General features: G+C 70.8%; 21 protein-coding genes. 12 read left to right on the plus strand and 9 right to left on the minus strand.

Going from position 1 to position 23,990, the window contains the following annotated elements; all coding sequences use genetic code 11:
- Nucleotides 1-281: 281 nt before the first annotated feature.
- The 4 genes from E9232_RS21750 to E9232_RS21765 are packed head-to-tail and all read right to left on the minus strand — an operon-like array spanning nucleotide 282 to nucleotide 7,049.
- Complete coding sequence (locus tag E9232_RS21750; RefSeq protein WP_309797402.1) at nucleotides 282-2,363, minus strand: hypothetical protein; 2,082 nt, start codon at nucleotides 2,361-2,363, stop codon at nucleotides 282-284.
- Complete coding sequence (locus tag E9232_RS21755) at nucleotides 2,364-5,120, minus strand: DUF4159 domain-containing protein (protein ID WP_309797404.1); 2,757 nt, start codon at nucleotides 5,118-5,120, stop codon at nucleotides 2,364-2,366. It lies immediately after the preceding gene.
- Nucleotides 5,114-6,028 (minus strand): DUF58 domain-containing protein, encoded by a 915-nt coding sequence (locus E9232_RS21760; protein ID WP_309797407.1) that lies wholly within the window; start codon nucleotides 6,026-6,028, stop codon nucleotides 5,114-5,116. The genes E9232_RS21755 and E9232_RS21760 overlap by 7 nt, the downstream gene beginning before the upstream one ends.
- A gap of 7 nt (nucleotides 6,029-6,035) precedes the next feature.
- On the minus strand, nucleotides 6,036-7,049 hold the full coding sequence (locus E9232_RS21765; protein WP_309797409.1) for an AAA family ATPase: 1,014 nt from the start codon (nucleotides 7,047-7,049) through the stop codon (nucleotides 6,036-6,038).
- Nucleotides 7,050-7,103: 54 nt separating this feature from the next.
- On the opposite strand from E9232_RS21765, the gene E9232_RS21770 reads away from it, so the two are divergent.
- The 6 genes from E9232_RS21770 (at nucleotide 7,104) to E9232_RS21795 (ending at nucleotide 12,901) form a co-directional block, all read left to right on the plus strand.
- The gene (locus E9232_RS21770) at nucleotides 7,104-7,682 is read left to right on the plus strand and encodes a DUF1285 domain-containing protein (RefSeq protein ID WP_309797411.1); all 579 of its coding nucleotides are present in this window, start codon (nucleotides 7,104-7,106) and stop codon (nucleotides 7,680-7,682) included.
- The gene (locus E9232_RS21775) at nucleotides 7,679-8,317 is read left to right on the plus strand and encodes a CoA pyrophosphatase (protein ID WP_309797413.1); all 639 of its coding nucleotides are present in this window, start codon (nucleotides 7,679-7,681) and stop codon (nucleotides 8,315-8,317) included. Before E9232_RS21770 ends, E9232_RS21775 begins: the two co-directional genes overlap by 4 nt.
- Nucleotides 8,314-9,528, plus strand: coding sequence for a CCA tRNA nucleotidyltransferase (locus E9232_RS21780; protein WP_309797415.1), 1,215 nt, complete (start codon nucleotides 8,314-8,316; stop codon nucleotides 9,526-9,528). The genes E9232_RS21775 and E9232_RS21780 overlap by 4 nt, the downstream gene beginning before the upstream one ends.
- 40 nt (nucleotides 9,529-9,568) lie before the next feature.
- The gene (locus E9232_RS21785) at nucleotides 9,569-10,420 is read left to right on the plus strand and encodes an alpha/beta fold hydrolase (RefSeq protein WP_309797417.1); all 852 of its coding nucleotides are present in this window, start codon (nucleotides 9,569-9,571) and stop codon (nucleotides 10,418-10,420) included.
- A 146-nt stretch (nucleotides 10,421-10,566) separates the two neighbouring features.
- Nucleotides 10,567-11,142, plus strand: coding sequence for an S-(hydroxymethyl)glutathione synthase (gene gfa, locus E9232_RS21790; RefSeq protein WP_309797419.1), 576 nt, complete (start codon nucleotides 10,567-10,569; stop codon nucleotides 11,140-11,142).
- 151 nt (nucleotides 11,143-11,293) lie between these two features.
- On the plus strand, nucleotides 11,294-12,901 hold the full coding sequence (locus E9232_RS21795) for an FMN-binding glutamate synthase family protein (RefSeq protein ID WP_309797421.1): 1,608 nt from the start codon (nucleotides 11,294-11,296) through the stop codon (nucleotides 12,899-12,901).
- Nucleotides 12,902-13,141: 240 nt separating this feature from the next.
- Here the strand turns inward: E9232_RS21795 and E9232_RS21800 are convergent, their stop codons facing one another.
- The 4 genes from E9232_RS21800 to E9232_RS21815 all read right to left on the minus strand — a co-directional run bounded on the left by E9232_RS21800 (nucleotide 13,142) and on the right by E9232_RS21815 (nucleotide 16,083).
- A complete protein-coding gene (locus E9232_RS21800; protein WP_309797423.1) occupies nucleotides 13,142-13,576 on the minus strand; it encodes a hypothetical protein in 435 nt (144 codons plus the stop codon).
- A gap of 47 nt (nucleotides 13,577-13,623) precedes the next feature.
- On the minus strand, nucleotides 13,624-14,253 hold the full coding sequence (locus tag E9232_RS21805) for a DJ-1/PfpI family protein (protein WP_309797426.1): 630 nt from the start codon (nucleotides 14,251-14,253) through the stop codon (nucleotides 13,624-13,626).
- Nucleotides 14,254-14,666: 413 nt separating this feature from the next.
- Entirely contained in the window at nucleotides 14,667-15,545 is an 879-nt protein-coding gene (hemF, locus tag E9232_RS21810; RefSeq protein ID WP_309797428.1) for an oxygen-dependent coproporphyrinogen oxidase, read from the minus strand.
- 76 nt (nucleotides 15,546-15,621) lie between these two features.
- Complete coding sequence (locus E9232_RS21815; protein ID WP_309797430.1) at nucleotides 15,622-16,083, minus strand: tRNA (cytidine(34)-2'-O)-methyltransferase; 462 nt, start codon at nucleotides 16,081-16,083, stop codon at nucleotides 15,622-15,624.
- A gap of 186 nt (nucleotides 16,084-16,269) precedes the next feature.
- On the opposite strand from E9232_RS21815, the gene petA reads away from it, so the two are divergent.
- From petA to E9232_RS21845, 6 genes are all read left to right on the plus strand, one after another.
- The gene (gene petA / locus E9232_RS21820) at nucleotides 16,270-16,854 is read left to right on the plus strand and encodes a ubiquinol-cytochrome c reductase iron-sulfur subunit (protein ID WP_309797431.1); all 585 of its coding nucleotides are present in this window, start codon (nucleotides 16,270-16,272) and stop codon (nucleotides 16,852-16,854) included.
- 25 nt (nucleotides 16,855-16,879) lie between these two features.
- Nucleotides 16,880-18,160, plus strand: coding sequence for a cytochrome b (locus E9232_RS21825; RefSeq protein WP_309797433.1), 1,281 nt, complete (start codon nucleotides 16,880-16,882; stop codon nucleotides 18,158-18,160).
- A 2-nt stretch (nucleotides 18,161-18,162) separates the two neighbouring features.
- Nucleotides 18,163-18,978 carry a cytochrome c1 gene (locus tag E9232_RS21830; protein ID WP_309797435.1) on the plus strand — a complete coding sequence of 272 codons (816 nt, stop codon included), beginning with the start codon at nucleotides 18,163-18,165 and terminating at the stop codon, nucleotides 18,976-18,978.
- 91 nt (nucleotides 18,979-19,069) lie between these two features.
- Nucleotides 19,070-20,779 carry an acyl-CoA dehydrogenase family protein gene (locus E9232_RS21835; protein WP_309797436.1) on the plus strand — a complete coding sequence of 570 codons (1,710 nt, stop codon included), beginning with the start codon at nucleotides 19,070-19,072 and terminating at the stop codon, nucleotides 20,777-20,779.
- Entirely contained in the window at nucleotides 20,776-21,336 is a 561-nt protein-coding gene (locus E9232_RS21840; protein WP_309797438.1) for a DUF924 family protein, read from the plus strand. Before E9232_RS21835 ends, E9232_RS21840 begins: the two co-directional genes overlap by 4 nt.
- Entirely contained in the window at nucleotides 21,336-22,109 is a 774-nt protein-coding gene (locus tag E9232_RS21845) for a VOC family protein (protein WP_309797439.1), read from the plus strand. The genes E9232_RS21840 and E9232_RS21845 overlap by 1 nt, the downstream gene beginning before the upstream one ends.
- Here E9232_RS21845 and E9232_RS21850 read toward each other — a convergent pair.
- Nucleotides 22,106-23,470, minus strand: a complete 1,365-nt coding sequence (locus E9232_RS21850) for a peptidoglycan DD-metalloendopeptidase family protein (RefSeq protein ID WP_309797441.1) — start codon at nucleotides 23,468-23,470, stop codon at nucleotides 22,106-22,108. The two genes, E9232_RS21845 and E9232_RS21850, sit on opposite strands and share 4 nt — an antisense overlap.
- Between the last annotated feature and the right edge of the window lie 520 nt (nucleotides 23,471-23,990).

A 23,990-nucleotide genomic window follows, 5' to 3' on the forward strand; every position in this document is an offset into this window, starting at 1 on the left:
CGGTGTCAGTCCTCGTCGAACGGCTTCTCATCGCGTCGGCGGGCGGCGGCCCTGCCCATCCATGCATGGGAACGCGCCTCGCCGGCGATCTGCCGTCCGCCAACGATAAGGACCGCCTTGTGATCAAAAGATGTCATGGCCCGACGGAAGAGCTACGGCTGCAACAAGCTGCAGAGCGGTCGCCGGGCCCATCACCGGACCTGGCCCGACGATCGATCGGATTATCGGATAATCCTACGCTTCCTCGCCGATGGCGACAATGCCGGCACCAAGAGCGGGCGCTACCGCCCCTCGCGTCGCCAGGCCGCCATCAGCCCGCCGAGGCCCAGGAACAGGGCGACGAGCGGTGGCAGCAGCGGCGTCTCGGTCATGCCGGTGACGGTGTAGTCGCCGTTGCCGCGCAACCCGATCCAGCCGGTGCCCGCGGCGGCACGGTCCGGCCGGGTGCGGCGGATGCTCGGCACCCCGTCGGTCGCCAGCCAGGCGACACCGCCGCCGCTGGTCTCGGTCACCGGTGCCAGCTTGTCGGGCACGGCGCGCATGTCGCTCAGCTCCGGCGGGTTCAGCGTGCCGACCACCGCCAGGGCGGTCTTGTCGCCGTCGCTGACGCGGTAGATGCCCGGCCCCTGGGCGGTGAGGCGGCCGGTGTAGAGGCCGGGCGTGGCCTCGGTCAGCGCCAGGCTCTGGGTCTTGCCGTCGGGATCGGTCACGGTCACCGGCGGGTTGCTGCGGTCGAGGCTGCGGCGGTGGATCTCGATGCGCTGGCCGGCGGCCTCTGCCCGCAGCACGTTCTCCTCCAGCTCGGGCTCGCGCATCAGCCAATGCGCCAGGCGGCGCAGCAGCTCGGCCTGTGGGCCGCCGCCCTCGAAGCCGCGGCTCCACAGCCAGATCTGGTCCGACGCCATCTGCGCCACCCGGCCCTCGCCGACCCGGTTGAGGATCAGGAGGGGCCGGCCGCCCACCCCGGTCATCACCACGTTGCCGCCATGCGGCACCACGTCGATCTGGCGGAACCAGCGGCCCCAGCTCGGCCCGCCGCCCGGCCCGTCGGTGGCGCCCTGCAGCGTCGCCGTCACCGGATGGCGCTGGCCGAGTTCGGTGACGGTCGGGCGGTAGCCTTGCTCCAGCACCTCGCCGGTCGGTTCGGCCGGCAGGATGTTGCCGATCGGGGTGCGGTACAGGCTCAGGGGTTCGGCGAAGGCCTCGCCGGAGACCTCGAGGAAGGCGCCGCCCTCCTGCACGTAGCGGGCGATGTTGCCGAGATAGAGGTTGGGCAGCACCCCCATCCGCCGGTAGCGGTCGAAGATGATGAGGTCGAAATCCTTGAGGTTGGTCTCGAACAGCTCGCGGATCGGGAAGGAGATCAGTGAAAGCTCGTTGATCGGCGTGCCGTCCTGCTTCTCCGGCGGGCGCAGGATGGTGAAGTGGACGAGGTCGACCGACGGGTCGGACTTCAGGATGTTGCGCCAGGTTCGCTCGCCCGGATGCGGCTCACCCGACACCAGCAGCACGCGCAGCCGGTCGCGCACGCCGTTGACCACGATGGCGGCGCGGTTGTTGGCCTGGCTCAGCTCGCCCGGCAGGCCCTCGACCGCGAATTCGAACACGGTCGGCCCACCATGGTCGAGGCGGAAGGTCACCTGGGTGTCGCGCCCGACCGGCAGCTGCAGCGCCTCCGGGGCGCCGGCGTCCTTGGTCGCGGTCACGGTGGCGACGGCACCGGGTTCGCCCTTCGGCAGGTCGTCGACCCGCAGGGTCACGGTGACGTCCTGGCCGACCAGGCCGAAGCTCGGCGCCTGGGCGACCACGATGCGGCGGTCGATCTCGTCCTTGCGGCCGGTCAGCAAGGTGTGGACCGGGCCGAAGGCGGTGCGGGCCGCCGGGTCGGTCGGCACGTCGTGCACCTGGCCGTCGGTGACCAGGATGGCGCCGGCCAGCCGCCGCCGCGGCACGTCCGCCGTGGCCGCGCCCAGCGCTTCGAACAGCCGGGTCTCGTCCAGCGAGGCGTTGGCGCCCTCGCCGACGGTGACGAAGCGGGTGTCGAGGTCGGGGAAGGCGGCCAGCTTGGTGCGCAGCTCGGCCACGGCCGAATCGATCCGGGCCGGGCGGTCCTCGATCTGGTCCGAGGGCGAGCGGTCGACCACCACCACCGCGACGTCGTGGATCGGGTCGCGCTTCTCCTCGACCAGCGACGGGTTCAGCAGCGCGGCCGCCAGCATGGCGGCGGCCAGGGTGCGCCAGCCCAGCCCCGGGGCGCGGCGCCAGGCGCCGACCAGCAGGGCCAGCACGGCCAGCCCCAGCAGCGGCCCCAGGACGATCCAGGGCAGTAGGGGTGAGAGGGCGACGGAGGCGGCGTCGGTCATCTATTGGCCCAGCCGTTCCAGAATCGCCGGGACATGCACCTGGTCCGACTTGTAGTTGCCGGTCAGGGCGTACATCACCAGGTTGACGCCGAAGCGGAACGCCATCTCGCGCTGGCGCTCGCCGCCCGGCACCACCGGCAGCATCGGCGTGCCCCCGGCATCGATCGCCCAGGCGCCGGCCCAGTCATTGGCGCCGATGATGATGGTCGACACGCCGTCATTGACGGTGGCGTCCCCGGTCTCGACCCACAGGTCTCCGCCGGCGTAGCGGCCCGGGAAATCCTGCATCAGGTAGAAGGCGCGGGTCAGGATGTGGTCGGGCGGCACGGGTGTCAGCGGCGGAATGTCGAGGCCGCGGGTCAGCTCGCGCAGCTTCTGGGCGCCCGGGCCGGCTAGGGCGCCGCCACCCCCGACCGCCTGGTCGCGGGTGTCGAAGAAGATGGTGCCGCCGGTGCGCAGGAAGGCGTTCAGCCGGGCGATCGCGGCATCGGACAGCGCCGGCTGGGCCGTGGTCACCGGCCAGTACAGCAGCGGGAAGAAGGCCAGCTCGTCGCTCTCGACATTGACCCCGACGGCGCCCTCGGCGTTGACCGAGGTGCGGTCGCGCAGCACCTGGGCCAGGCCCTCCAGCCCGGCCTGGCTGACGCTGTCGACATCCTGCTGCCCGGTCTCGACATAGGCGAGGCGGACATGGTTGGCCATGGCGATGATCCGGGCGTCGTCCTGGGCCCGCGCCGGCGCCGGACCCAGCAGCGACGCGGCGGCGAGGCCGGCGACCAGGACCGAGGCGACGGTGGTGCGCCGCGGCGGCGTCAGCAACCCGCGCATGACCAGGGCGATGATGCCGTCGATGATCAGCAGCGCCATCGCCGCACCGAAGATCCAGGGCCGCAGGTCGACCTCCACCGGGGCTTGGTAGCTGGACACCGTGACGCCCGCGGGCAGGTCGGGGAACGGCTCCAGGCTGGTCACGGCGGCTCCCAGATTAAGGGCGCGGCGGTTGTCCTCGGTGCCGTAGAAGCCGGGCGGATGCTCCGGTCCCGGCACGGTGGTGGCGAAGGCGGGGCCGGCGATCGGCAGCGCCAGGGGCGGCGGGGGGATCAGCCGGCCATAGCCGTCCAGCACCCGCACCGGCGGCAGGCTGGCCTGGCCGCTGTCGCCGCCGACGCCGCTGCCCAGCGCCACCACGCGGCGCAACATGTCGACGAACAGGCCGGAGAAGGGCAGGTTCGACCAGCCTGGGCCGGCGGTGGTGTGGATCAGCACCAGCCAGCCGCGGCCGCGCCGCTCGGCGGTGACGATCGGGGTGCCGTCGGTCAGCCGGGCCCAGGTCTTGTCGGCCAGGTCCGGCGACGGGTCGGCCAGTACCTGGCGCTGGATGCGGATGTCCGATGGGATGGTCAGGCCCTGGAACGGGCTGGCGGCGTCGAACGGCGCCAGCGGCATCGGCTCGGTCCAGGACATGGCGCCGGACAGGGTGCGGTCGCCGAAGCGCAGCGGCACCGGCACCAGCGCGTCCGGGTTGGCGGCCAGGATCGGCCCGGCAAAGCGGATCAGGGCGCCGCCGCCCTCCATCCAGCGGTCGGCGGCCTCGCGGTCGGCGTCGGAGGACAGTGCCCCGTCCGGCAGCAGCAGCGCCGCCAGCCGGTCGGTCGGCTGGGTGCCGCCCAGCAGCTCGGCGACACTGCCGCGGCGGATCTCGGCGAAGGGCTCCAGCGCCCGGTCCAGATAGTAGCTCTCGGTCAGCAGCGGCTGGGCCCGCGCGGTGTCCTGCGGCGTGGCCAGGCCGACCGGGCGGCGGCGCCAGCGCTCGTCGACCAGCACCGTGGCCCCGGCCGTGGCCTCGCTCTCGATCGAGACCGAGGCGATGGCGTTGCGCGCGGCCGACGGCAGGTCGAACCGGGCCTCGGCCTGACGCTGCCCGGCGGCGAAGCGCAGCTCGGTCCGGGCCAGCGGCCGGCCGTCCTCGGCCGTGGCCCGCAGCACCAGCGGCACGTCGCCGACGGCGGTGGCGCGGCGGACCGGCACGGTCAGGGCGGTGTCGACCACCTCGGGCGTCCCGACCAGATGCGCCAGGTCGAAGGCCGGCGGGGTCAGGACCTCGAGGCCGCCGAAACGCTGCAGCCGCGCCGCGAAGTCGCGGACGCCGGCCGCATCCTTTTCGGTGGTGATGCCGTCGCCGGCCCAGACGACATGGGTGCCGCCGGACAGGCGCAGCGCGTCGACCGCCTTCAGCGCCGCGGCCCGGTCGGTCGGCCAGGGGCTGGGAGCCAGGCCGTCGATCACGCCGCGCGCCTCGCCGGGACGCAGCAGGCGGCTGACCGCGACCGGCTCGCCCGGGGCGGTCGGCGCGGTGGGCAGCAGCAGCAGTTCGCGGCCGGCCCGCTCGGCCTTGTCGACGGCGGCGCGCAGGGCGTCCTGGCGCTGCGGCCAGGCCTTGCCGGCGGCCCAGCCGTTGTCGACCACCAGCAGCACCGGGCCGTTGCCCGGCAGCGCCGCGGCGGGGTTCAGCACCGGATGGGCCAGGGCGACGATGATCAGCGCGGCCAGCGCCAGGCGCATCACCAGCAGCCACCAGGGCATCCGCTCCGGCGTCTCCTCCTGGGCGTCGAGGCCCAGCAGCAGGCGGATCGCGGGGAAGCTCAGGCGGCGCGGCGCCGGCGGGGTGACCCGCAGCAGCCAGTAGATCACCGGCAGCAGGATCAGCGCCGCCAGGATGGCCGGGGCCAGGAACACGAGCGCGCCGAGGATCACCATCTGGCCCTGCCGGTCGTGGCCCCGGACATGATCGCCCACAGGCCCAGCAGCGCGGCCTCGGGCGACCGGTCGGTGCGGTGGATGGCGAAGCTCCAGCCGGCGGTCCTGGCGATCGCGGCGAGACCGTCCTGATGCGCCGCAAGGCGGTCGCGATAAGCGTCGCGCACCGACCGCACCCGCGGGATCAGCGCCGACTGGACCTCCTCGATGCCTTCGAAGCGGATGCGACCCTCGAAGGGCAGCGTCGCCTCGGCCGGGTCCAGGATCTGCAGGATGTGGCCGCGGACGCCGCGTGCGGCATAGGCCGCGACCGACTGCCCGATCTCCTCCAGCGGGGCCAGGCAGTCGCTCAGCAGCACCATGGCGGCGTGGCGCGGCACCCGCAGCTCCCACGGCACCGCCTTGGTGCCGTCATCGGGCGCGGAATGGTCGAGCGCCGCGGCGAGGCGCAGCAGGTTGGCCCGCCCGGTCGCCGGCGGTGCCCCGCCGCCGATCAGCGCCACCCGCTCGCCGGCGCGGTTGAGCAGGGAGGCGAGGGCCAGCAGCAGCACCTCGCCGCGCTCGCGCTTGGTCGGCAGGGCGTTGGAGGAGCGGTAGTCCATCGAGGGCGAGGCGTCGCGCCACAGCCAGGCGGTCTGCACCGCCGCCCATTCGGTCTCGCGCTGGAACAGGCCTTCGGTCTTGCCCGACTGGCGCCAGTCGATCCGGCCGACCGGTTCGCCCGGCTGGTAGCGGCGGAACTGCCAGAAGCTGTCGCCGACCCCGACCCGGCGCCGCCCGTGCACACCCTGGGCCACCGTCGCGGCGATGCGGTCGGCGGCGACCAGCAGGGGCGGCAGCGTGGCCGCCAGCGCATCGGCGGCCTTGCGCCGCGCAGCGCCGGTCAGGGGCGGGGGGGCGAGCGCCATCGCGGCCTCAGCCGAGACGCGCGACCAGCCGGTCGATCACATCGGTGATCGTCGCGCCATCCGCGCGCGCCGCGAAGGTCAGGGCCATGCGGTGCTGCAGGATCGGATGGGCCAGCGCCGCGACGTCGTCGATCGACGGCGACGGGCGGCCGGTCAGCAGGGCGCGGGCGCGGCAGGCCAGCATCAGCGACTGGCTGGCGCGCGGGCCGGGGCCCCAGCCGACCATGCGCTGAACCTCGGGCAGGTCGGTCGAATCGGGCCGGGCGGCGCGAACCAGCGACAGGATCGCCTCGATTACGGTCTCGCCGACCGGCAGGCGGCGCACCAGGCGCTGGGTCCGTTGCAGCGAATCCGGGCTCATCACCGGCTCGATCTGGGCCTCGGCGACGCCGGTGGTGGCGAGCAGGATGCGCCGCTCGGCCGCCAGGTCGGGATAGCCGACATCGACCTGCATCAGGAAGCGGTCGAGCTGTGCCTCGGGCAGCGGGTAGGTGCCTTCCTGCTCCAGCGGATTCTGGGTGGCGAGGACATGGAAGGGTTCGGGCAAAGGCAGATACCGGCCGGCGATCGACACCCGGTGCTCCTGCATCGCCTGCAGCAGCGCCGACTGGGTGCGCGGGCTGGCGCGGTTGATCTCGTCGGCCATCAGCAGCTGGCAGAACACCGGGCCGGGCAGGAAGCGGAAGCTGCGGCGCCCGTTCTCGGCCTCCTCCAGCACCTCGGAGCCGAGGATGTCGGCCGGCATCAGGTCCGGCGTGCACTGCACCCGCCGCTCCTCCAGGCCCAGCACGGTGCCCAGTGTCTCGACCAGCCGGGTCTTGGCCAGGCCGGGCAGGCCGACCAGCAGGACGTGGCCGCCGGCCAGGATGGTGATGAGGCTCTGGTCGATCACCTCTTGCTGGCCGAAGATGACCCGGCCGATCATGGTGCGCACGGCGGACAGGCGTTCACCCGCCGCATCGATGTCGCCGGGCGTGGCCGGCGTGTCGAGCTCGGGCGAGGACGAAACGGTCGTTTGCATGGGCGGGCCGCTCTGCCGGTGGTCTGACGGATCTATTGCAAGAGTATGGCGGAATTGAGCGAAGACGAGTCGAACAAAACGCAGGCGGGCAAAACGTCGCCGGGTCAGACTCCAGCCCCCGCGGCCGATGTCGGCGCTGCGCTGGCCGGGGCCCGGCGCGATCCGACCGCCGCCGACGAGGCCTACGACATCCGCATCGGCCGTGACGGCACCTGGTACTATCATGGCGGCCCGATCCGCCGGATCGCCCTGGTCAAGCTGTTCGCCACCGTGCTGCGACGCGATGCCGCCGGGGACTACTGGCTGATCACGCCGGCCGAGCGCGGGCGGATCACGGTCGACGACGCGCCCTTCGTCGCCGTGGCGGTCGAGGCCGAGGGTTCCGGCGAGGACCAGGTCCTGACTTTCCGCACCAATCTCGATGTGTTGTGCCAGGCCGGGCCCGACCACCCGATCCGCGTCGCCTTCGCCCCCGACACCGGCGAGCCGTCGCCCTATGTCCACGTCAAGGACGGGCTCGAGGCGCTGCTGACGCGCCCGGTGTTCTACGAGCTGGCCGACATCGCCGTCAGCCATGACGGCCGGATGGGGGTGTGGAGCCATCGGATCTTCTTCCCGCTGGACCAGGCGTGACCGCGGAGGGCCCCTCGGCACCGGTCGATCTGGACCGGCTGCGGCGCTACCGGCCGAGCCAGTCACGTAGCGACCATGGTTCCGGCCCGCGCGGCGACCACGACCTCAACCCGGACCTCAAGCCGCTGGCGGCGCTGCGGCCGGCCGCGGTGCTGGTGCCGATCATCCGGCGGCCGGACGGCGACACCATCCTGCTGACCCTGCGCACGCCGCACCTGACCGCCCATGCCGGGCAGATCAGCTTTCCCGGCGGCGGCATCGACCCCGGCGACCCCGACCCGCTGTCCGCGGCGCTGCGCGAGACCGAGGAGGAGATCGGGCTGACGCGTGACCGGGTCGAGATCGTCGGCCGGCTCGACACCTATGTCAGCCGCACCGGCTTCGAGATCCATCCCTTCGTCGGGCTGCTGGTGCCGCCCTTCGAGACCGCGCCCGACCCGTTCGAGGTGGCTGAGATCTTCGAGGTGCCGCTGGCCTTCATCCTGGCCCCCGGCAACCCGAAGCTGCACCGCATCACCGTGCAGGGGGTCGAGCGGCAGTACTACGCCTTCCCGTATCGCGACCGCTATGTCTGGGGCGTGACCGCGGGCATCCTGCGCAATCTGCGTGACGTGCTGCTCGGAACCGCATCTTGACCGCCTACGACATGCCCTCGCACCACCTGATGTCGCTGCCGGGCTGGGCCACCGATCCCGCCGCCCGGGCGGTGATCGCCGCCCTGTCGATCCCGGGCTTCGACCCGCGCTTCGTCGGCGGCTGCGTGCGCAACGCCCTGCTGGGCCGTGACGCGGCGGATGTCGACATCGCCACGCCGCTGCGGCCGGAGGCGGTGATGACCGCGCTGCGCAACGCCGGGCTCGGCTTCATCCCCACCGGGCTGGAGCACGGCACCGTCACCGCGCGGTCGGGCGGCAAGAGCTTCGAGGTCACCACGCTGCGGGTCGATGTCGAGACCGACGGCCGGCATGCGGTGGTCGAGTTCACCGCCGACTGGCGGGCCGACGCGGCCCGGCGTGACTTCACCATGAACGCGCTGTCGGCCGAACCCGACGGCGCCGTCCACGACTATTTCGGCGGGGTGGCGGATGCCCGCGAGGGGCGGGTGCGATTCGTCGGCGACCCGGCGCAGCGCATCGCCGAGGATGCTCTGCGGATCCTGCGCTTCTTCCGCTTCCACGCCCATTACGGCCAGGGCGACCCCGACCCGGCGGCGCTGTCCGCCTGCGCCGCGGCGGCGGGCGGCCTCGACCGGCTGTCGGGTGAGCGGGTCCGGGCCGAGCTGCTGAAGCTGCTGGCCGCGCCGGACCCGGTGCCGGTGTGGCAGGTCATGGCCGATGCCGGCATCGCCCGGCATGTGCTGGGTGAGGACGGCGACATCGCACGGCTGCAGGGCCTGGTCCGGGTGGCGCCCGGCGCCGATCCGGTGCTGCGGCTGGCGGCGCTGCTGCGCGGCGATGTGGCGCCGGTGGCCGCCCGGCTGAAGCTGTCAAACGAGGAGCGCGACCGGCTGGCGGGGCTGCGGGCCGATGCCATGGCGGACGCGCCCGACGAGGCCGGGGTGCGGCTGCTGCTGTACCGGCATGGCCGCGGCGGCGCGCGCGACCGCATCCGCCTGGCCTGGGCGGCGGCGCCGAAGCGCCGGAGCTTCAAGCGTGCCTTGGCGGCCGCGGAGAAGGAGCCGGTGCCGACGCTGCCGGTGCGCGGCCGCGACATCGTCGCGCTCGGCCTGTCCGGCCCGGCGGTCGGCCGTGCCTTGGCCGAGGTCGAACGCTGGTGGATCGGCCAGGGCCTGCGGCCGGGCCGGGCCGAAAGCCTGGGCCGGCTGCGCGAGCTGGCCGGAGCCTAGGACGGCCGGCTCGCCCGGGTATCGACGGAGGAGGGGGGAGATGAGCGAGAAGACGGTCAGGGCCGACGGCGTGGAGATCGCGACCGAGGCCTTCGGCGACCCGACCCACTCGCCGGTGCTGCTGATCATGGGCGCCATGGCCTCGATGCTGTGGTGGCCGGACGAGTTCTGCCGGCGCCTGGCGGGCCAGGGGCGCCACGTGATCCGCTACGACAACCGCGACACCGGCCTGTCGACAACCTACCCGCCGGGCGAACCGCCCTACGGGTTCGACGACATGGCCGAGGACGCGATCCGCGTGCTCGACGGCTATGGCCTGCGCCGCGCCCATCTCGTCGGCATGTCGGCCGGAGGCATGATCGCGCAATTCGCCGCGCTGGCGCATCCGGCCCGGATCGCCTCGCTGACCGCGATCAGCTCCACCCCGGTCGGCGTCGACAGGCCGGATCCGCCGGAGACCGCGGCGGCCGATCCCGAGGATGCCGCGACCGGCCCGGCCGTCGACTGGTCGGACCGCGGCCAGGCGATCGACGCCATCACCGGGGACGCGCGCATGATCGCCGGCAGCGCGCATCCGCATGACGCGGCCGCCGCCCGCCGGCTGGCCGAGCGCGACTATGATCGGGCCAGGAATTTTGCCAGCGCGACCAACCATTTCCTGCTGAAGGGCGGCGAGCGGTGGCGGGGCCGCCTGGGCGAGCTGCAGGCGCCGCTGCTGGTCATCCATGGCACGGCGGACCCGATCTTCCCGGTCGAGCGCGGCGCCGCGCTGGCGAATGCGGTGGTGGGGGCAAGGCTGGTCCGCATCGACGGCGGCGGCCACGAGCTGCATCCCGACGACTGGGATCTCATCATCGCCGCGATGGCGGAGCACACGGCGGCGGTGCTTTAGCCCCGAACATTGCGCTCCCCGGGCTGGGCTGACGCCCGATCCCGGCACCAATTCTCATCCGAGGGACCAATAGAGATTTCGTCGCGCATGTCCGAAACTCCCACCGGAACGACCATCCGGGACAACAAACCTCAGGGGAGAACGCTATGAGCGGCCAAGTTTCCATACACCCGGTCGTCGATGGCGGCGTGCGCCGCGGGTCCGGCAGCTTCCAGGGCGGGACGCTGACCTGTGCCTGCACCGACCGTCCCGTCAAAGTGCGCATCGAGGGCGATGTCGCCCACAACCATGCCTGCGGCTGCACCAAATGCTGGAAGCCGAAGGGCGTCGCCTTCTCGATCGTCGCGGTGGTGCCGTCCGACAAGGTGACGGTGCTGGAGAACGGCGACAAGCTGGCGGTGGTCGATCCCAGCGCCCTGATCCAGCGGCACGCCTGCAAGCAGTGCGGCGTCCACATGCACGGGCCGGTCGAGCGCGACCACCCGTTCAAGGGGCTGTCCTTCATCCATCCGGAGCGGTTCGACCGGGACGGCTATGCCGAGCCGGGCTTCGCCGCCTTCGTGTCGTCGATCATCGAGTCGGGCGTCGATCCCAGCACCATGGACGGCGTGCGGGCCCGGCTGCGGGAGCTGAAGCTCGAACCGTATGACTGCCTGTCGCCCGGGCTGATGGACTACATGGCCACCTGGACCGCCAAGCGCTCCGGCGCCTTGCCCGCGTAGCGGCCGTCACCGCCGCGGAGGGCGCCCGGCCGGCGCCCTCCGCGGCGGTGGTTGCCACCGAACAATATCCGGCGGCAGGCCGAGGGTGGATTTGCCGCTTCGGTTCGGCGGCGTATCGTCGGCGGCGAGTCCCGATGCCGCCGAGGTCCCGATGTCCCTGCTGAACCGCTACGTGGCCTTCGGGCTGCTGGTCCTGATCACCCTGGCCACCCTGCCGCTGCTCGGCCAGGTCCACTGGCTGTGGCCGGTGACGGCGGTCGCCGGGCTGCTCAGCCTGCTCGGGGTCTGGGATCTGGTGCAGGCGCCGCATGCGGTGCGGCGCAACTATCCGGTGATCGGCCACATCCGCTACCTCGTGGAGGGCATCCGGCCGGAGATCCGGCAGTACCTGCTGGAATCCGACAACGAGATGCTGCCCTTCTCGCGGGCCCAGCGCTCGCTGGTCTACGCCCGCGCCAAGAACGAGGGCGGGGAAAAGCCGTTCGGCACGCTGCTCGACGTCTACCAGCCGGGCTACGAGTTCATCGGCCATTCCACCCGGCCGGCGCCGGTGGCCGACCCCGCGACCTTCCGCATCACCGTCGGCGGGCCGCAATGCACCAAGCCCTATTCGCATTCGGTGTTCAACATCTCGGCGATCAGCTTCGGCGCGCTCAGCGCCAACGCCATCCGGGCGCTGAACCGCGGCGCCAGGCTGGGCGGCTTCGCCCATGACACCGGCGAGGGCAGCATCAGCCCCTACCACCGCGAGAACCAGGGCGATCTGGTGTGGGAGCTGGGCAGCGGCTATTTCGGCTGCCGCACCGCCGACGGGCATTTCGACCCGGAGCGCTTCGCCGAGCAGGCGCAGAGCGACCAGGTCAAGATGATCGAGATCAAGCTCAGCCAGGGGGCCAAGCCCGGCCATGGCGGCATCCTGCCGGCGCGCAAGGTGACGCCGGAGATCGCCGAGACCCGCGGCGTGCCGGTCGGGCAGGACTGCATCTCGCCGTCCAGCCACAGCGCCTTCTCCACGCCGGTCGAGATGATGGGCTTCATCGCCCGGCTGCGCGAGCTGTCCGGCGGCAAGCCGGTCGGCTTCAAGTTCTGCCTCGGCCATCCCTGGGAGTTCATGGGCATCGTCAAGGCGATGCTGGAGACCGGCATCCTGCCTGACTTCATTGTGGTCGACGGCGCCGAGGGCGGCACCGGCGCGGCGCCGGTCGAATTCACCGACCATATCGGCGTGCCGATGCGCGAGGGCCTGCTGTTCGTCCACAACGCCCTGGTCGGCGCCAATCTGCGCAGCAAGATCCGCATCGGCGCCGCCGGCAAGGTGGTCAGCGCCTTCGACATCGCCAGCCTGCTGGCGATCGGCGCCGACTGGGCCAATGCGGCGCGCGGCTTCATGTTCGCGATCGGCTGCATCCAGTCGCAGAGCTGCCACACCAACCGCTGCCCGACCGGCGTGGCCACCCAGGACCCGTTGCGCCAGCGGGCCCTGGTGGTGCCGGACAAGGCCGAGCGGGTGCGCAGCTTCCACCGCAACACCCTGAAGGCCCTGGCCGAGATGCTGGCGGCGGCGGGTCTGGAGCACCCCTCCCAGCTCGGCCCCCACCACCTGGTGCGGCGGACCGGCACGGCCGAGGTTCGGTTGTTCTCCCAGCTGCATTACTTTGCCAAGCCGGGCGAACTGGTCGACGGCGAGTCGAAGAGCACGCTGTACGCCGACAGCTGGAACCTCGCCCGGTCCGACAGCTTCGATCCGAAGCCGGTGTAGCAGCAGCCGGTGTAGCCGCCGGGGCCGGGCCGCAATTCCGACGCGTCGCGCGGCAGTATCTTGAGGGCTTCCGCTTCGGCCCGGTGGGGTGGCGCATGTCCCGGTGCTGGTGCCCGGCCCGCTGTACGGCGCGCCGGATCGACGCCGTGGTCATCGGCGCCGACCGGTCGCGCTTCGTCCGCCTGAGCTTCGCCCCGCGGAAATAGTGCCGGCCGGACCCATGGTCCGACCGGCCTGATGTCACCCCTTGTTCAGCACCGCGACGAAGCTGGCGGTGTAGCCGGCCGGCCTGCCGTTGTGCGGCTTGACCCGGACGATCGACCCGACCAGGGAGGGGACTTGGTCGATCCCCTCCGGCCATGTGTAGGGCAGGCAACCGTTATAGGCGTATTCCCAGCCGTCGGTGGAGGTGCCCTGCCGGCCGTAGCCGACGATGGCGAAGGCCACGGGCATGTCGGGGCTGCCTTCGATCATTTTGCCCTTTAGGTCCATGCCGCCACCGTCCCAATCGAGCAGGCCGGCGAAGTCGACATTATTGAGCGGCCGCAGCAGCAGCGCGGCCTCGGCGAAGATCAGGGCGAGCGCCTTCTTCGGGTCGTCCCCGACCTGCACGGGATCGTTGTTGAAGCTGCGATAGGTCCACTTGCCGGCAATGTCGGAGCTTGAACGGGCCATCGGGAAATCTCCTTCGGTTGAAAATGCAGTTGCGGAAATGACGGGCCCTACCAGGAGAACATGCAGTTTGCCGGGGCCTTCAGGTCGCTGCGGAACGGCGGCTTCGGGTAATACTGGATGGTGCGCTGGACCTCGCGCGCCGCGTCATCTCCCTTTAACAGCCGGACGAGATGTAGCGATTCGTCGAGCCCGGACGAGATGCCGCCGCCGGTCAGGCGGTTGCGGTCTTGGTGGAAGCGCGGAAATCCCTTCACGACGGAGACCTTGTCGAACTCCTTCAGGCACGGGATGAATGCCCAGTGCGTGGTGGCGTGGTAGCCGTCGAGCAGCCCGGCGGCCGCAAGCAGCAGGGCACCCTCACACACCGAGCAGACCCAGCCCGCATGCGGGCCGATGCGACGCAGGAAATCCAGGACGTCGCGCGGCTCCTTTCCGCTCATGATCGGCGCCAGCGCCTTGGGATCGCCGCCGGGGACCCAGAGGATGTCGAGCTTCTTCGTGTCGGCGAACCGATGCGTGGCCAGGAAGCGAAAGCCGTCGCGCGTCACGATCGGCTCCTCGGTCGAGCCGGCGAGCAGCCGCACCTCGACATCCGGGCCCACCCATTTGAACACCTCGTGCGGTGCGGTGACGTCGAGCAGATCGACCTGCTGGTAGACGGGAATCCCGACGATCATCCGGTGACCTCCACGGAATGCGCAGGCTGCGGCAGACGAGGTCTGGCACCAGAGCAACAGGATCGTCTGGAGGGGGCAGCCAAACTGACGAAGCCACAGCGCGACGACGAAAATTAGTCGCTTCTCAAAATTGCCCAACGGTCGATGTCAATTGCACACAGGGGCACGAATAGTGAAATCAGATGTGCGATCCACAATTATCGGGTCGTGAATTCAGAACAAAATGCCCGGGGAGAATAATCCCACGTGATCGAAATTGCAATTCTTCAAAGAGATCGTTTGGAAACGCGCTGGTGTGAGTCGGCTGGTGGTGGCTTCGAGAACCGGAGCGCAGCGGACATGCTCGTCCGTAAGCGCCGGAAGCGGAGAAGCCGCCGCGAGACGGCCGCACCAGTAGCGTTTACAGGCGGTCTCTAAGGCCAGGTCACCATCGGCGGCAGGGACATCAGGATCGCCTCGGTGTTGCCGCCGGTCTTCAGGCCGAAGGTGGTGCCGCGGTCGTAGAGCAGGTTGAACTCGACATAGCGGCCGCGGCGCTGCAGCTGATGGGCACGCTGCGCCTCGGTCCAGGGCCTGTCCATGTGGCGGCGGACGATGCCGGGATAGCAATCCAGGAAGGCCAGGCCGACATCGCGGGTGAAGGCGAAATCGGCGTCCCAGTCACCGGTGTCGAGATTGTCGAAGAAGATGCCGCCGACGCCGCGCGGCTCGTCGCGGTGCGGCAGGTAGAAATACTTGTCGCAGGCCTCCTTGAAGCGCGGGTGGTACGCCGGATCGTGCCGGTCGCAGGCCGTCTTCAGCGCGGCGTGGAAGTCCCGGGTGTCGGTCTCGTCGGGCACCATCGGGGTCAAGTCGGCGCCGCCGCCGAACCAGCCGATCGAGGTGACGATGCGACGGGTGTTCATGTGCACCGCCGGCACCAGCGGGCTGTGCAGATGCGCCACCAGGCTGATGCCGGCCGCCCAGAACCGTCCGTCGCCGGCGGCGCCCGGGATCTGCGCCCGGAAGGCTTCGGAGAATTCGCCGTGGACGGTCGAGATATTGACCCCGACCTTCTCGAACACCCGGCCGCGCATGGTCGACATCACACCGCCGCCGCCGCCCGGCCGGTCCCAGGTCCGGCGCTCGAATCGGCCGGCCGGCCGGCCGGCGAACGGCCCGGCATGGTCGTCCTCGATCGCTTCGAAGGCGGCGCAGATCCGGTCGCGCAGCTCGGCGAACCAGGTCGCGGCCTCGGTCTTCTGCGCCTCGACTCGCTGCGGATCGGGGGCGGCGGGCGATGTCGTGCTCATGCGGCGGGCCTTCACGGGTGGGCGGGCACCTTAGCGGGGGCGGGAAGGGGCGGGAATCGGCGTTTCAGCCGCAGGCCTATCTCCGAGCGATCATAGATAACGTGGTCTGGCGAATCGCCTCACCCAGCACCATCGCCGCCGCGGTGGCGACGTTGATCGAGCGGGCCTCGGGCCGCAGCGGGATCACCAGCCGGGCCCCGGCCGCGTCATGCACCGCGTCGGGCACGCCGGCGCTTTCGCGCCCGACCATGATGCGGTCGTCGGCGGCGAAGGCGAATTCGGTATAGGGCTGCGCCGCGCGGGTGGTCAGCAGCACCAGGCGGCCGGCGTGGCCGGCCTCGGAATAGCGCCGCCAGCTGGTCCAGCGGGTGAGGTCGAGGAAATCGGCATAGTCCATGGCGGCGCGCCGCAGCCGCCGGTCGTCGATCAGGAAACCGCAGGGTTCGATCAGGTCGACGGCGACCCCGAGAGCCGCCCCGAGGCGCAGCATGGTGCCGGTGTTTTGCGGAATATCCGGCTCATAGAGGACGAGGCGCATGAATTCCCGTTGCGGCGACTGGTCGATATTGGTTCTAGCGAATTGCCAGGGTCGGGTCGGCATTGTATAGACCCGGGGCCGCCTTCTGCCAGGGATGCGGCGCCCTGTCCCGTTGCCGAAGCCAGCCTTCGACGCGGGTAATGGGTAACAACAAGGTCGAGCAGCTACCCAAGGACCGTTGCAGCGATGTCGGACACCACCCTCCAGGGCGCACCCGGCCCGAGCCACACGCCGTCTGGCCACCATGCTTCCGGGGAGGGGGGCACCCGCCGTGACTTCCTGTATCTCCTGACCGGCGCGGTCGGCGCGGTCGGCGTGGGCAGCGTCGCCTGGCCGCTGATCGACAGCATGAACCCGTCGAAGGACGTGCTGGCCCTCGCCTCGGTCGAGGTCGACCTGGCGCCCGCCGCGGTCGGCCAGTCGCTGACGGTGAAGTGGCGCGGCAAGCCGGTCTTCATCCGCCACCGTCCGGAAGACCAGATCAAGGCCGCCCAGGACGTCGATCTCGGCGTGCTGCCGGACCCGCAGCCCGACTCCGCGCGGGTGCAGAAGGCGGAGTGGCTGGTGGTCGTTGGCGTCTGCACCCATCTCGGCTGCATCCCGCTGGGCCAGAACCCGGGCGACAACCGCGGCCCCTACGGCGGCTGGTTCTGCCCTTGCCACGGTTCGATCTACGACACCTCGGGGCGCATCCGGCAGGGCCCGGCGCCGGCCAACCTGGTCGTGCCGACCTACGCCTTCACCACCGACACGAAGATCAAGATCGGCTGAGCCGCTCGTTCCGGAGACTACCCTCATGGCCCATGGCTCGAACGGCTCGGCTGAGTCGACCTTCCAGAACCCGGCGATCCGTTGGATCGACGCGCGGCTGCCGATCTTCTCCATGCTCTCCAAGGAGTATGGCGAATATCCGGCGCCGCGGAACTTCAACTACCTGTGGAACTTCGGCGCCATCGCCGGGATGATGCTGGTGATCATGATCGCCAGCGGCCTGTTCCTGTCGATGCAGTACACGCCGCATGTCGACTTCGCCTTCCAGTCGGTCGAGCGCATCATGCGCGACGTCAACTACGGCTGGCTGTTGCGCTATATCCATGCCAACGGCGCGTCGATGTTCTTCATCGCCGTCTACATCCACATCTTCCGCGGCATGTACTACGGCTCCTACAAGTCGCCGCGCGAGCTGGTGTGGATCTTCGGCGTGGTGATCTTCCTGCTGATGATGGCCACCGCCTTCATGGGCTACGTGCTGCCCTGGGGCCAGATGAGCTTCTGGGGCGCCACCGTCATCACCAACCTGTTTTCGGCCATCCCGCTGGTCGGCGAGAACATCGTGACCTGGCTGTGGGGCGGCTTCGCAGTCGACAATCCGACGCTGAACCGCTTCTACTCGCTGCACTTCCTGATGCCCTTCGTGATCCTGGGCGTGGTCGTCATCCATATCGGCGCGTTCCACGTCACCGGCTCGAACAACCCGTCCGGCATCGATCCGAAGGGCCCGCAGGACACGCTGCCGTTCCACCCGTACTACACGGTCAAGGACAGCTTCGGCATCGTCGTGTTCCTGGTCTTCTACGCCTTCATGGTGTTCTTCATGCCGAACTTCATGGGGCATGCGGACAATTACATCCAGGCCAACCCGCTGCAGACGCCGGCGCACATCGTGCCCGAATGGTACTTCCTGCCGTTCTACGCGATCCTGCGCTCGATCACCTTCAGCCTGTTCGGCATCCCGGCGAAGCTGCTGGGCGTCATCGCCATGTTCGGCGCCATCGCGGTGCTGTTCGTGCTGCCCTGGCTCGACACCAGCCGCGTCCGCAGCACCCGCTTCCGCCCGGTCTACCGCTGGTTCTTCTGGCTGCTGGTGATCTCGGTGATCGGCCTTGGCTATGCCGGGTCGCAGCCGCCGGAAGGGCCGGCCGTGGTGATCGGCCAGGTCGGCATGGTCTACTACTTCCTGCATTTCCTGGTGATCCTGCCGATCCTGGGCAAGATCGAGCGGCCGCTGCCGTTGCCCCGTAGCATCAGCGAATCCGTCCTCGGCCCGTCGGCCGCTCCGAACACGGTGAAGGCGTGACCATGCCGCTCTTCGACAAGATCATGCTGAAATCCGCCCAGCTGAAGATCATCGGCGCCGCCGCTGCCGTGGTGCTGTCGCTCGGAACCATCGTCCCGGCCGCCCAGGCGGCCGAAGGCGAGGCCGCCCCGAAGGAGCAGAACTGGTCGTTCGGCGGCTTCTTCGGCACCTTCGACCGGGCCTCCGCCCAGCGCGGCTTCCAGGTCTACAAGGAGGTCTGCTCGAACTGCCATTCGATGAAGCTGATGTACTTCCGTGACCTCACGGGGCTCGGCTTCAACGAGAACGAGGTCAAGGCGATCGCCGCCGAATACAAGGTCGCCGACACCAACGACGCCGGCGAGCCGATCGAGCGCACCGCACTGCCGGCCGACCCGTTCCACAACCCGTTCCCGAACGACAAGGCGGCGGCTGCGGCCAATGGCGGGAAGACCCCGCCGGACCTGTCGCTGATGGCCAAGGCGCGCGGCGAGGGTGGCGAGACCGATGGCCCGAACTACATCTACGCCTTCCTCACCGGCTTCCATGACGCGCCCGAGGGCTTCAAGGTCCCGGACGGGTTGAACTACAACGCCGCCTTCCCCGGCCATGTCACGGCGATGCCGAACATGATTACCGACGACGCCGTCACCTACACCGACGGCACCAAGGCGACGCATGAACAGGAAGCCTGGGATGTCGTCAACTTCCTGATGTGGACAGCCGAACCCTCGCTCGAGGACCGCAAGCACATCGGCATCAAGGTGATCCTGTTCCTGATCGTCTTCGCCGGGCTGCTCTATGCCGTGAAGCGCAAGGTCTGGGCCAACGCCCATTGAGCTGCCCTGCGGCGGCAATGATCCTGGACGAGGCGGCGCTTGCGCCGCCTCGTGCTATTTTGGGCCGGTGCTTTTCTCGGAGGCTGCTGTCATGGATCGGATCGAGACCCGGCCGCTGGACGCCCCGCCCGCGGTGCGCGGCCTGAACCTCTTCACCCGCGACCGCGACCTCATCCGCCGCCTGGTGCGGCGCAGCCCGGACCTGCTGCCCCGCTTCGGCGACCGGCTGGCGGAGTTCGGCGCCTGGGTCGGCGACACCGTCGAGGCCCAGGCCGACTACACCAGCCGGCACGCGCCGCCGCGGCTGGAGACCCATGACGGCCAGGGCCGGTCGACCAGCCGGGTGGTGCTGAACGCCGAATACCGGGCCTGCCATGCCGAAGCCTATTGCCGCGGCATCATCGGCCTGGCCTTCGGGTCCGAGGTGGGTGGGCCGGGGCGGGCGCCGCATCTGCTGTCCTTCGTCATGGGCGGCGTGCTGTCCCAGGCCGATGTCTCGCTGCATTGCCCGGTGACCCTGACCGGCGCCGTCGCCTGGGTGCTCGACCGGCTGGCGCCGGATGCTGTCCGCGCCGACTGGCTGCCCCAGCTCGCGCGGATGGACGGGCAGGCCCTGACCGGCGGCACCTGGGCGACCGAGCTGCATGGCGGCACCGATGTCGGCGCCACCACCACGGTGGCGGAGCCGGACGGATCGGCCTGGCGACTGACCGGCCTCAAATGGTTCACCAGCAACGCCGGCGCCGGGGTGGCCCTGGCGACCGCCCGGCCGCGCGGCGCACCGGACGGGGCCCGCGGCCTAGGCTGCTACCTCGTGCCCTCGGCCCTGCCCGACGGCACGCCGAACCGGCTGCATGTCCGCCGGCTGAAGGACAAGATCGGCACCCGTGGCCTGGCCACCGGCGAAACCGTGCTCGACGGCGCCTGGGCGCTGGAGGTGGCGCCGCCACCGCATGGGCTGAAGGCGATGCTCGAGGCGCTGGAATACAGCCGGGTGCACAACGCCTTCGGCGCCGCCGGGATGCATCGCCGCGCCTTGCTCGAATCGCTGGCCTGGACCAGCCACCGCACGGTCGGCGGCACGCTGCTGCGGACGACTCCGATGATGCGCGACGCGCTGCTCGACCTCGCCGCGACCCAAGAGGCCGCGGCCGCGCTGGCCTTCGAGGCCGCCGAGGCGTTCGAGGCGCCGGGCGAGGATCCGGCGGTCGAGGGCTGGCGCCGCGGCGTGGTCGCCCTGGCCAAGTACTGGACCGCAGAGCAGGCCACCGTGGCTGCGGCCCGGGCGGTCGAGATCGTCGGCGGCAACGGCTACACCGAGGAATGGCCGACCGCCCGGCTGTACCGCGACGCCCTGGTCACCGCGGTGTGGGAGGGGCCGGCCAATGTCCAGGCGCTGGAGTTCCTGCGCGCCACCATCGGTAAGCTGCCGGGCGATCGGGCCTTCCTCGACCGGGTCTCCGGCATTCTCGACGCCGCGCCGGCCGCCCTGGCGGGAATCGCGGCCCAGCTGCGCCCGACGCTCGACTCGTGCCGCGCCGGCTTCGCCCATCTGCGGGCTCGGCCGGAGGATGGGCCGCGTCTGGCCCGCAAGCTGCTGCAGCCCGCGGCGAAACTACTGGCCGCGGCGCTGATGCTGGAGGAGGCCGTGGCCGATCTCGCCGCCGGCGACCGGCGCAAGGCGCTGATGGCCGACCGATTCGCCCGCCGGCTCGATCCGGTCGCGGGGCTGGACCTGGCCGAGGATCCGCTGCATGCCGTCTTCGACGACGCCATCGGCTACGGAGTGTGCCCGGCATGACCCTTCTGTCCGTCGCTGCCAGCGACGTGCTGTCCTTCTGGTTCCAGCCGTCGGGCAAGGAGCGCTGGTTCGGCGGCGATGCCGGCTTCGATGCCGAGATTCGCGCCCGGTTCCTCACCCTGCATGAGGAGGCCGCGGCCGGCCGGCACGACGATTGGGGCGGGACGCCGCTCGGCGCCGTCGCGCTGTGCATCGTGCTCGACCAGGTCCCGCGCAACCTGTTCCGAGGCACGCCACGCGCCTTCGCCACCGACGCCCGGGCGCTGGCGACCGCCAAGGCGGCGGTGGACCAAGGTTTCGACCGCGATCCGTCGATCGGCGAGGACCACCGGCTGTTCCTGTACCTGCCCTTCGAGCACAGCGAGGACCTGGCCGATCAGCATCGCAGCGTCGCGCTGTCGGCCGCGGGGTTGAGTGATCCGGAATATGTCGACTACGCCCGGCGCCATCTCGCGGTGATCGAACGCTTCGGCCGCTTCCCGCACCGCAACCCCATTCTGGGGCGGGACAGCACACCGGATGAGGCGGCGCATCTGGCCGAACATGGGGGCTTCTGATGCCGGCGATCACCGGGCTCGACCATGTCATCCTGGCGGTCGCGGCGCTGGACCAGGCGCGTGACACCTGGCGCCGGCTCGGCTTCACCGTGACGCCGCGGGGCCGGCACATCGGCTGGGGCACCGCGAACTACTGCATCATGCTGGCCACCGACTATGTCGAGCTGCTCGGCGTGCTCGACCCCACGCAGTTCGACAACGGCCTGGGCGAGCGGCTGGCGGGGGAGGGCGAGGGCCTGCTCGGCATCGCGCTGGCGACCGGATCGGCCGATTCGGCGGCGGCGGCTTTCGCGGCGGCCGGGGCAGGGGCGGAGCCGCCGCGCCATCTCGCCCGGCTGCTGGACCTGCCCGACGGCCCGGTGCAGCCCGCCTTCCGGCTCGCCCATCCGGCCCGGCGCGACGCCTTCGGCCTGCCGCTCTTCGCCTGCGAGCACCGGACGCCGGAGCTGCTGCGCCGGCCGGAGTGGGAGCGCCACCCCAATGGCGCCACCGGGATCCTCGGTCTCGACCTGGCCGGGCCGCTGACCGAATCGGCGGCCGCGGCCTGGGCGGCGCTGGACGGAGCGTCGCGCGACGGCGATTCGGTCGGCGTCGGCGGATTCACCCTCGGATTCGGCGCCGCGCCGGTGCTTCACCTCGCCAGCCGTGACTTGGCGGCGTGCGAGGCCTGCCTGGTCGCGGGCCATGTCGCGCATGTCCGACAGCAGGGTGAGGTGGTGGTGCCGCCTTTGCCGGGAACCGGCCTGACGCTGCGCTTCGCCGAAGCGGCCTAGCCACCGGCGCGGGGATTGGCGGCGACCGGCGCTTGTTCGGTCAGCCGCGTGAACCGGCGGTCGATCTCCTCGATCCGGCGGCGGAACTCGGCGCGGTCGCGGCCCTCCAGTGTGTTGCCGGTCGGCAGGTCGACGCTCAGCGGGTTGACCTGGGCGCCGCCGACCAGCACCTCGTAGTGCAGATGCGGCCCGGTGGCCTGGCCGGTGGCGCCGACATAGCCGATCACCTCGCCCTGCCGCACCCGCGCCCCCTTCGCCAGCTTGGCGAAGCGGCTCATATGGGCATAGGCGGTCGACAGCCGGTTGCTGTGGCGCAGCCGGATATAGCGGCCATAGCCGCGCTGGGTGCCGATGATCTCGACCATCCCGTCGCCGGCGGCATAGATCGGGGTGCCGCGCGCCGCCCCGAAATCGACGCCGCGATGCATCCGGGTGTAGCCCAGGATCGGGTGGCGCCGGGCACCGAATCGCGAGGTCAGCCGCGCCCCGTCGACCGGGGTGCGCAGCAGCAGGCGGCGCACGCTGGTGCCGTCGCGGTCGTAATAGTCGACCGTGCCGTCGCGGCTCTCGAACCGGTACATGGTCAGCGTCTTGCCGGTGAGTTCGAGCCGGGCCATCTCGACCGGCCCGAGTCGGGCGACACTGCCGTCGGCGTTGTGGTCCTGGGAGAACAGCACGGCGAATCGGTCGCCCGGCTGCAGGTCGCGCTGGAAATCGACCGAATAGGCCCAGGTCTGCAGCAGTGACAGCACCACCGCGTCGGGCACCCCGGCGGCGGTGGCGTCGGCATACAGGCTCGATTCGATCTGGCCCTGAACCCCGACCGGCCGGCTCTCCAGCTCCATTTCCGCTTCGCTGCTGCGGAAGCCGCCATCGGGCGCGCGGCGGGCGGTGACGGTGCGGTCGACCTCCGGCATCAGCGTCACCGCCCGCAGCACCCGGTCATGGCCGCGGCGGTCGAAGGTCAGGGTGACCGGCTGGCCGATCTTCAGCCGGGTCGGGTCGTACAGCCCATCGAGGGCGGAGACGGCGGCATGGGCATCGCCCTCATCGACTCCGGCCTCGGTCAGCAGGCCGCCCAGCGTGTCGCCCTCGGCGACCTCCAGTACCTTGCGCTCCGGGCCGCTGCGGCCGCGGCGGGCCAGCAGCCCTTCGGCGACATTCGACAGCATCCAGTCCGACAGCCCGGCCGGCGCCGGGCGCAGCGCCTGATAGGCGATCTGGTCGCGCAGCTCGGACCGCAGCGACGGGGCCTCGGTGGCCGCATCGGCCTCGGGCGGGGATCCGGGGAGGAGGAACGCGCCGATGCCGAATCCGGCCAGCGCGAGAAAGGACAGGGCTGCGATCGGCGCGAGTCGCAATGGGCCGGTCTCCAATGGGGCGGGGTGGGGCGCCGCCCGTTCGGCATGGGCGCGCCCGGATCGACGGCCGAAGATGCGGGACCGGCGGATCGAGGTCAACCGATGGGGCCGTTTTCGCCTGACAAGCGCATGCCCTTGCGCGCGCCCGCGTAGAGAACCATCTAGGTGGGGCTGGACCGGGCCGTACCGACCTGGTCCATCGATGTCAGACGGCCCTTCTGCCTTGCGCGGGAAAGCGCCTCGCGGGGAGAAATCGGTGTCCGCATTTTTTTCGTCACAAAGCGTTTGACAGGGTGTGGTGACCTCCCTATAAACCGCTTCACCGACGGCGACACGGCGGCGAGCGAAAGCGAAGCGGCGGTGACGAGACGGTGGGCCGGATGAAAATTCGGTTGCACTAAGAAGTCGGAGAGATTACATCGTTGCCTCTGCCCTGGCGGGCCGTCCCTTGAAGGGGGAAGGCGCGGCGGGCGGATGCGGCTCTGAAGCTCGGGAAATCGAGTGGTGAGCCACGGATCTT

The organism is Inquilinus ginsengisoli (genome assembly GCF_031453975.1).
GTDB classification, from domain to species: domain Bacteria; phylum Pseudomonadota; class Alphaproteobacteria; order DSM-16000; family Inquilinaceae; genus Inquilinus; species Inquilinus ginsengisoli_A.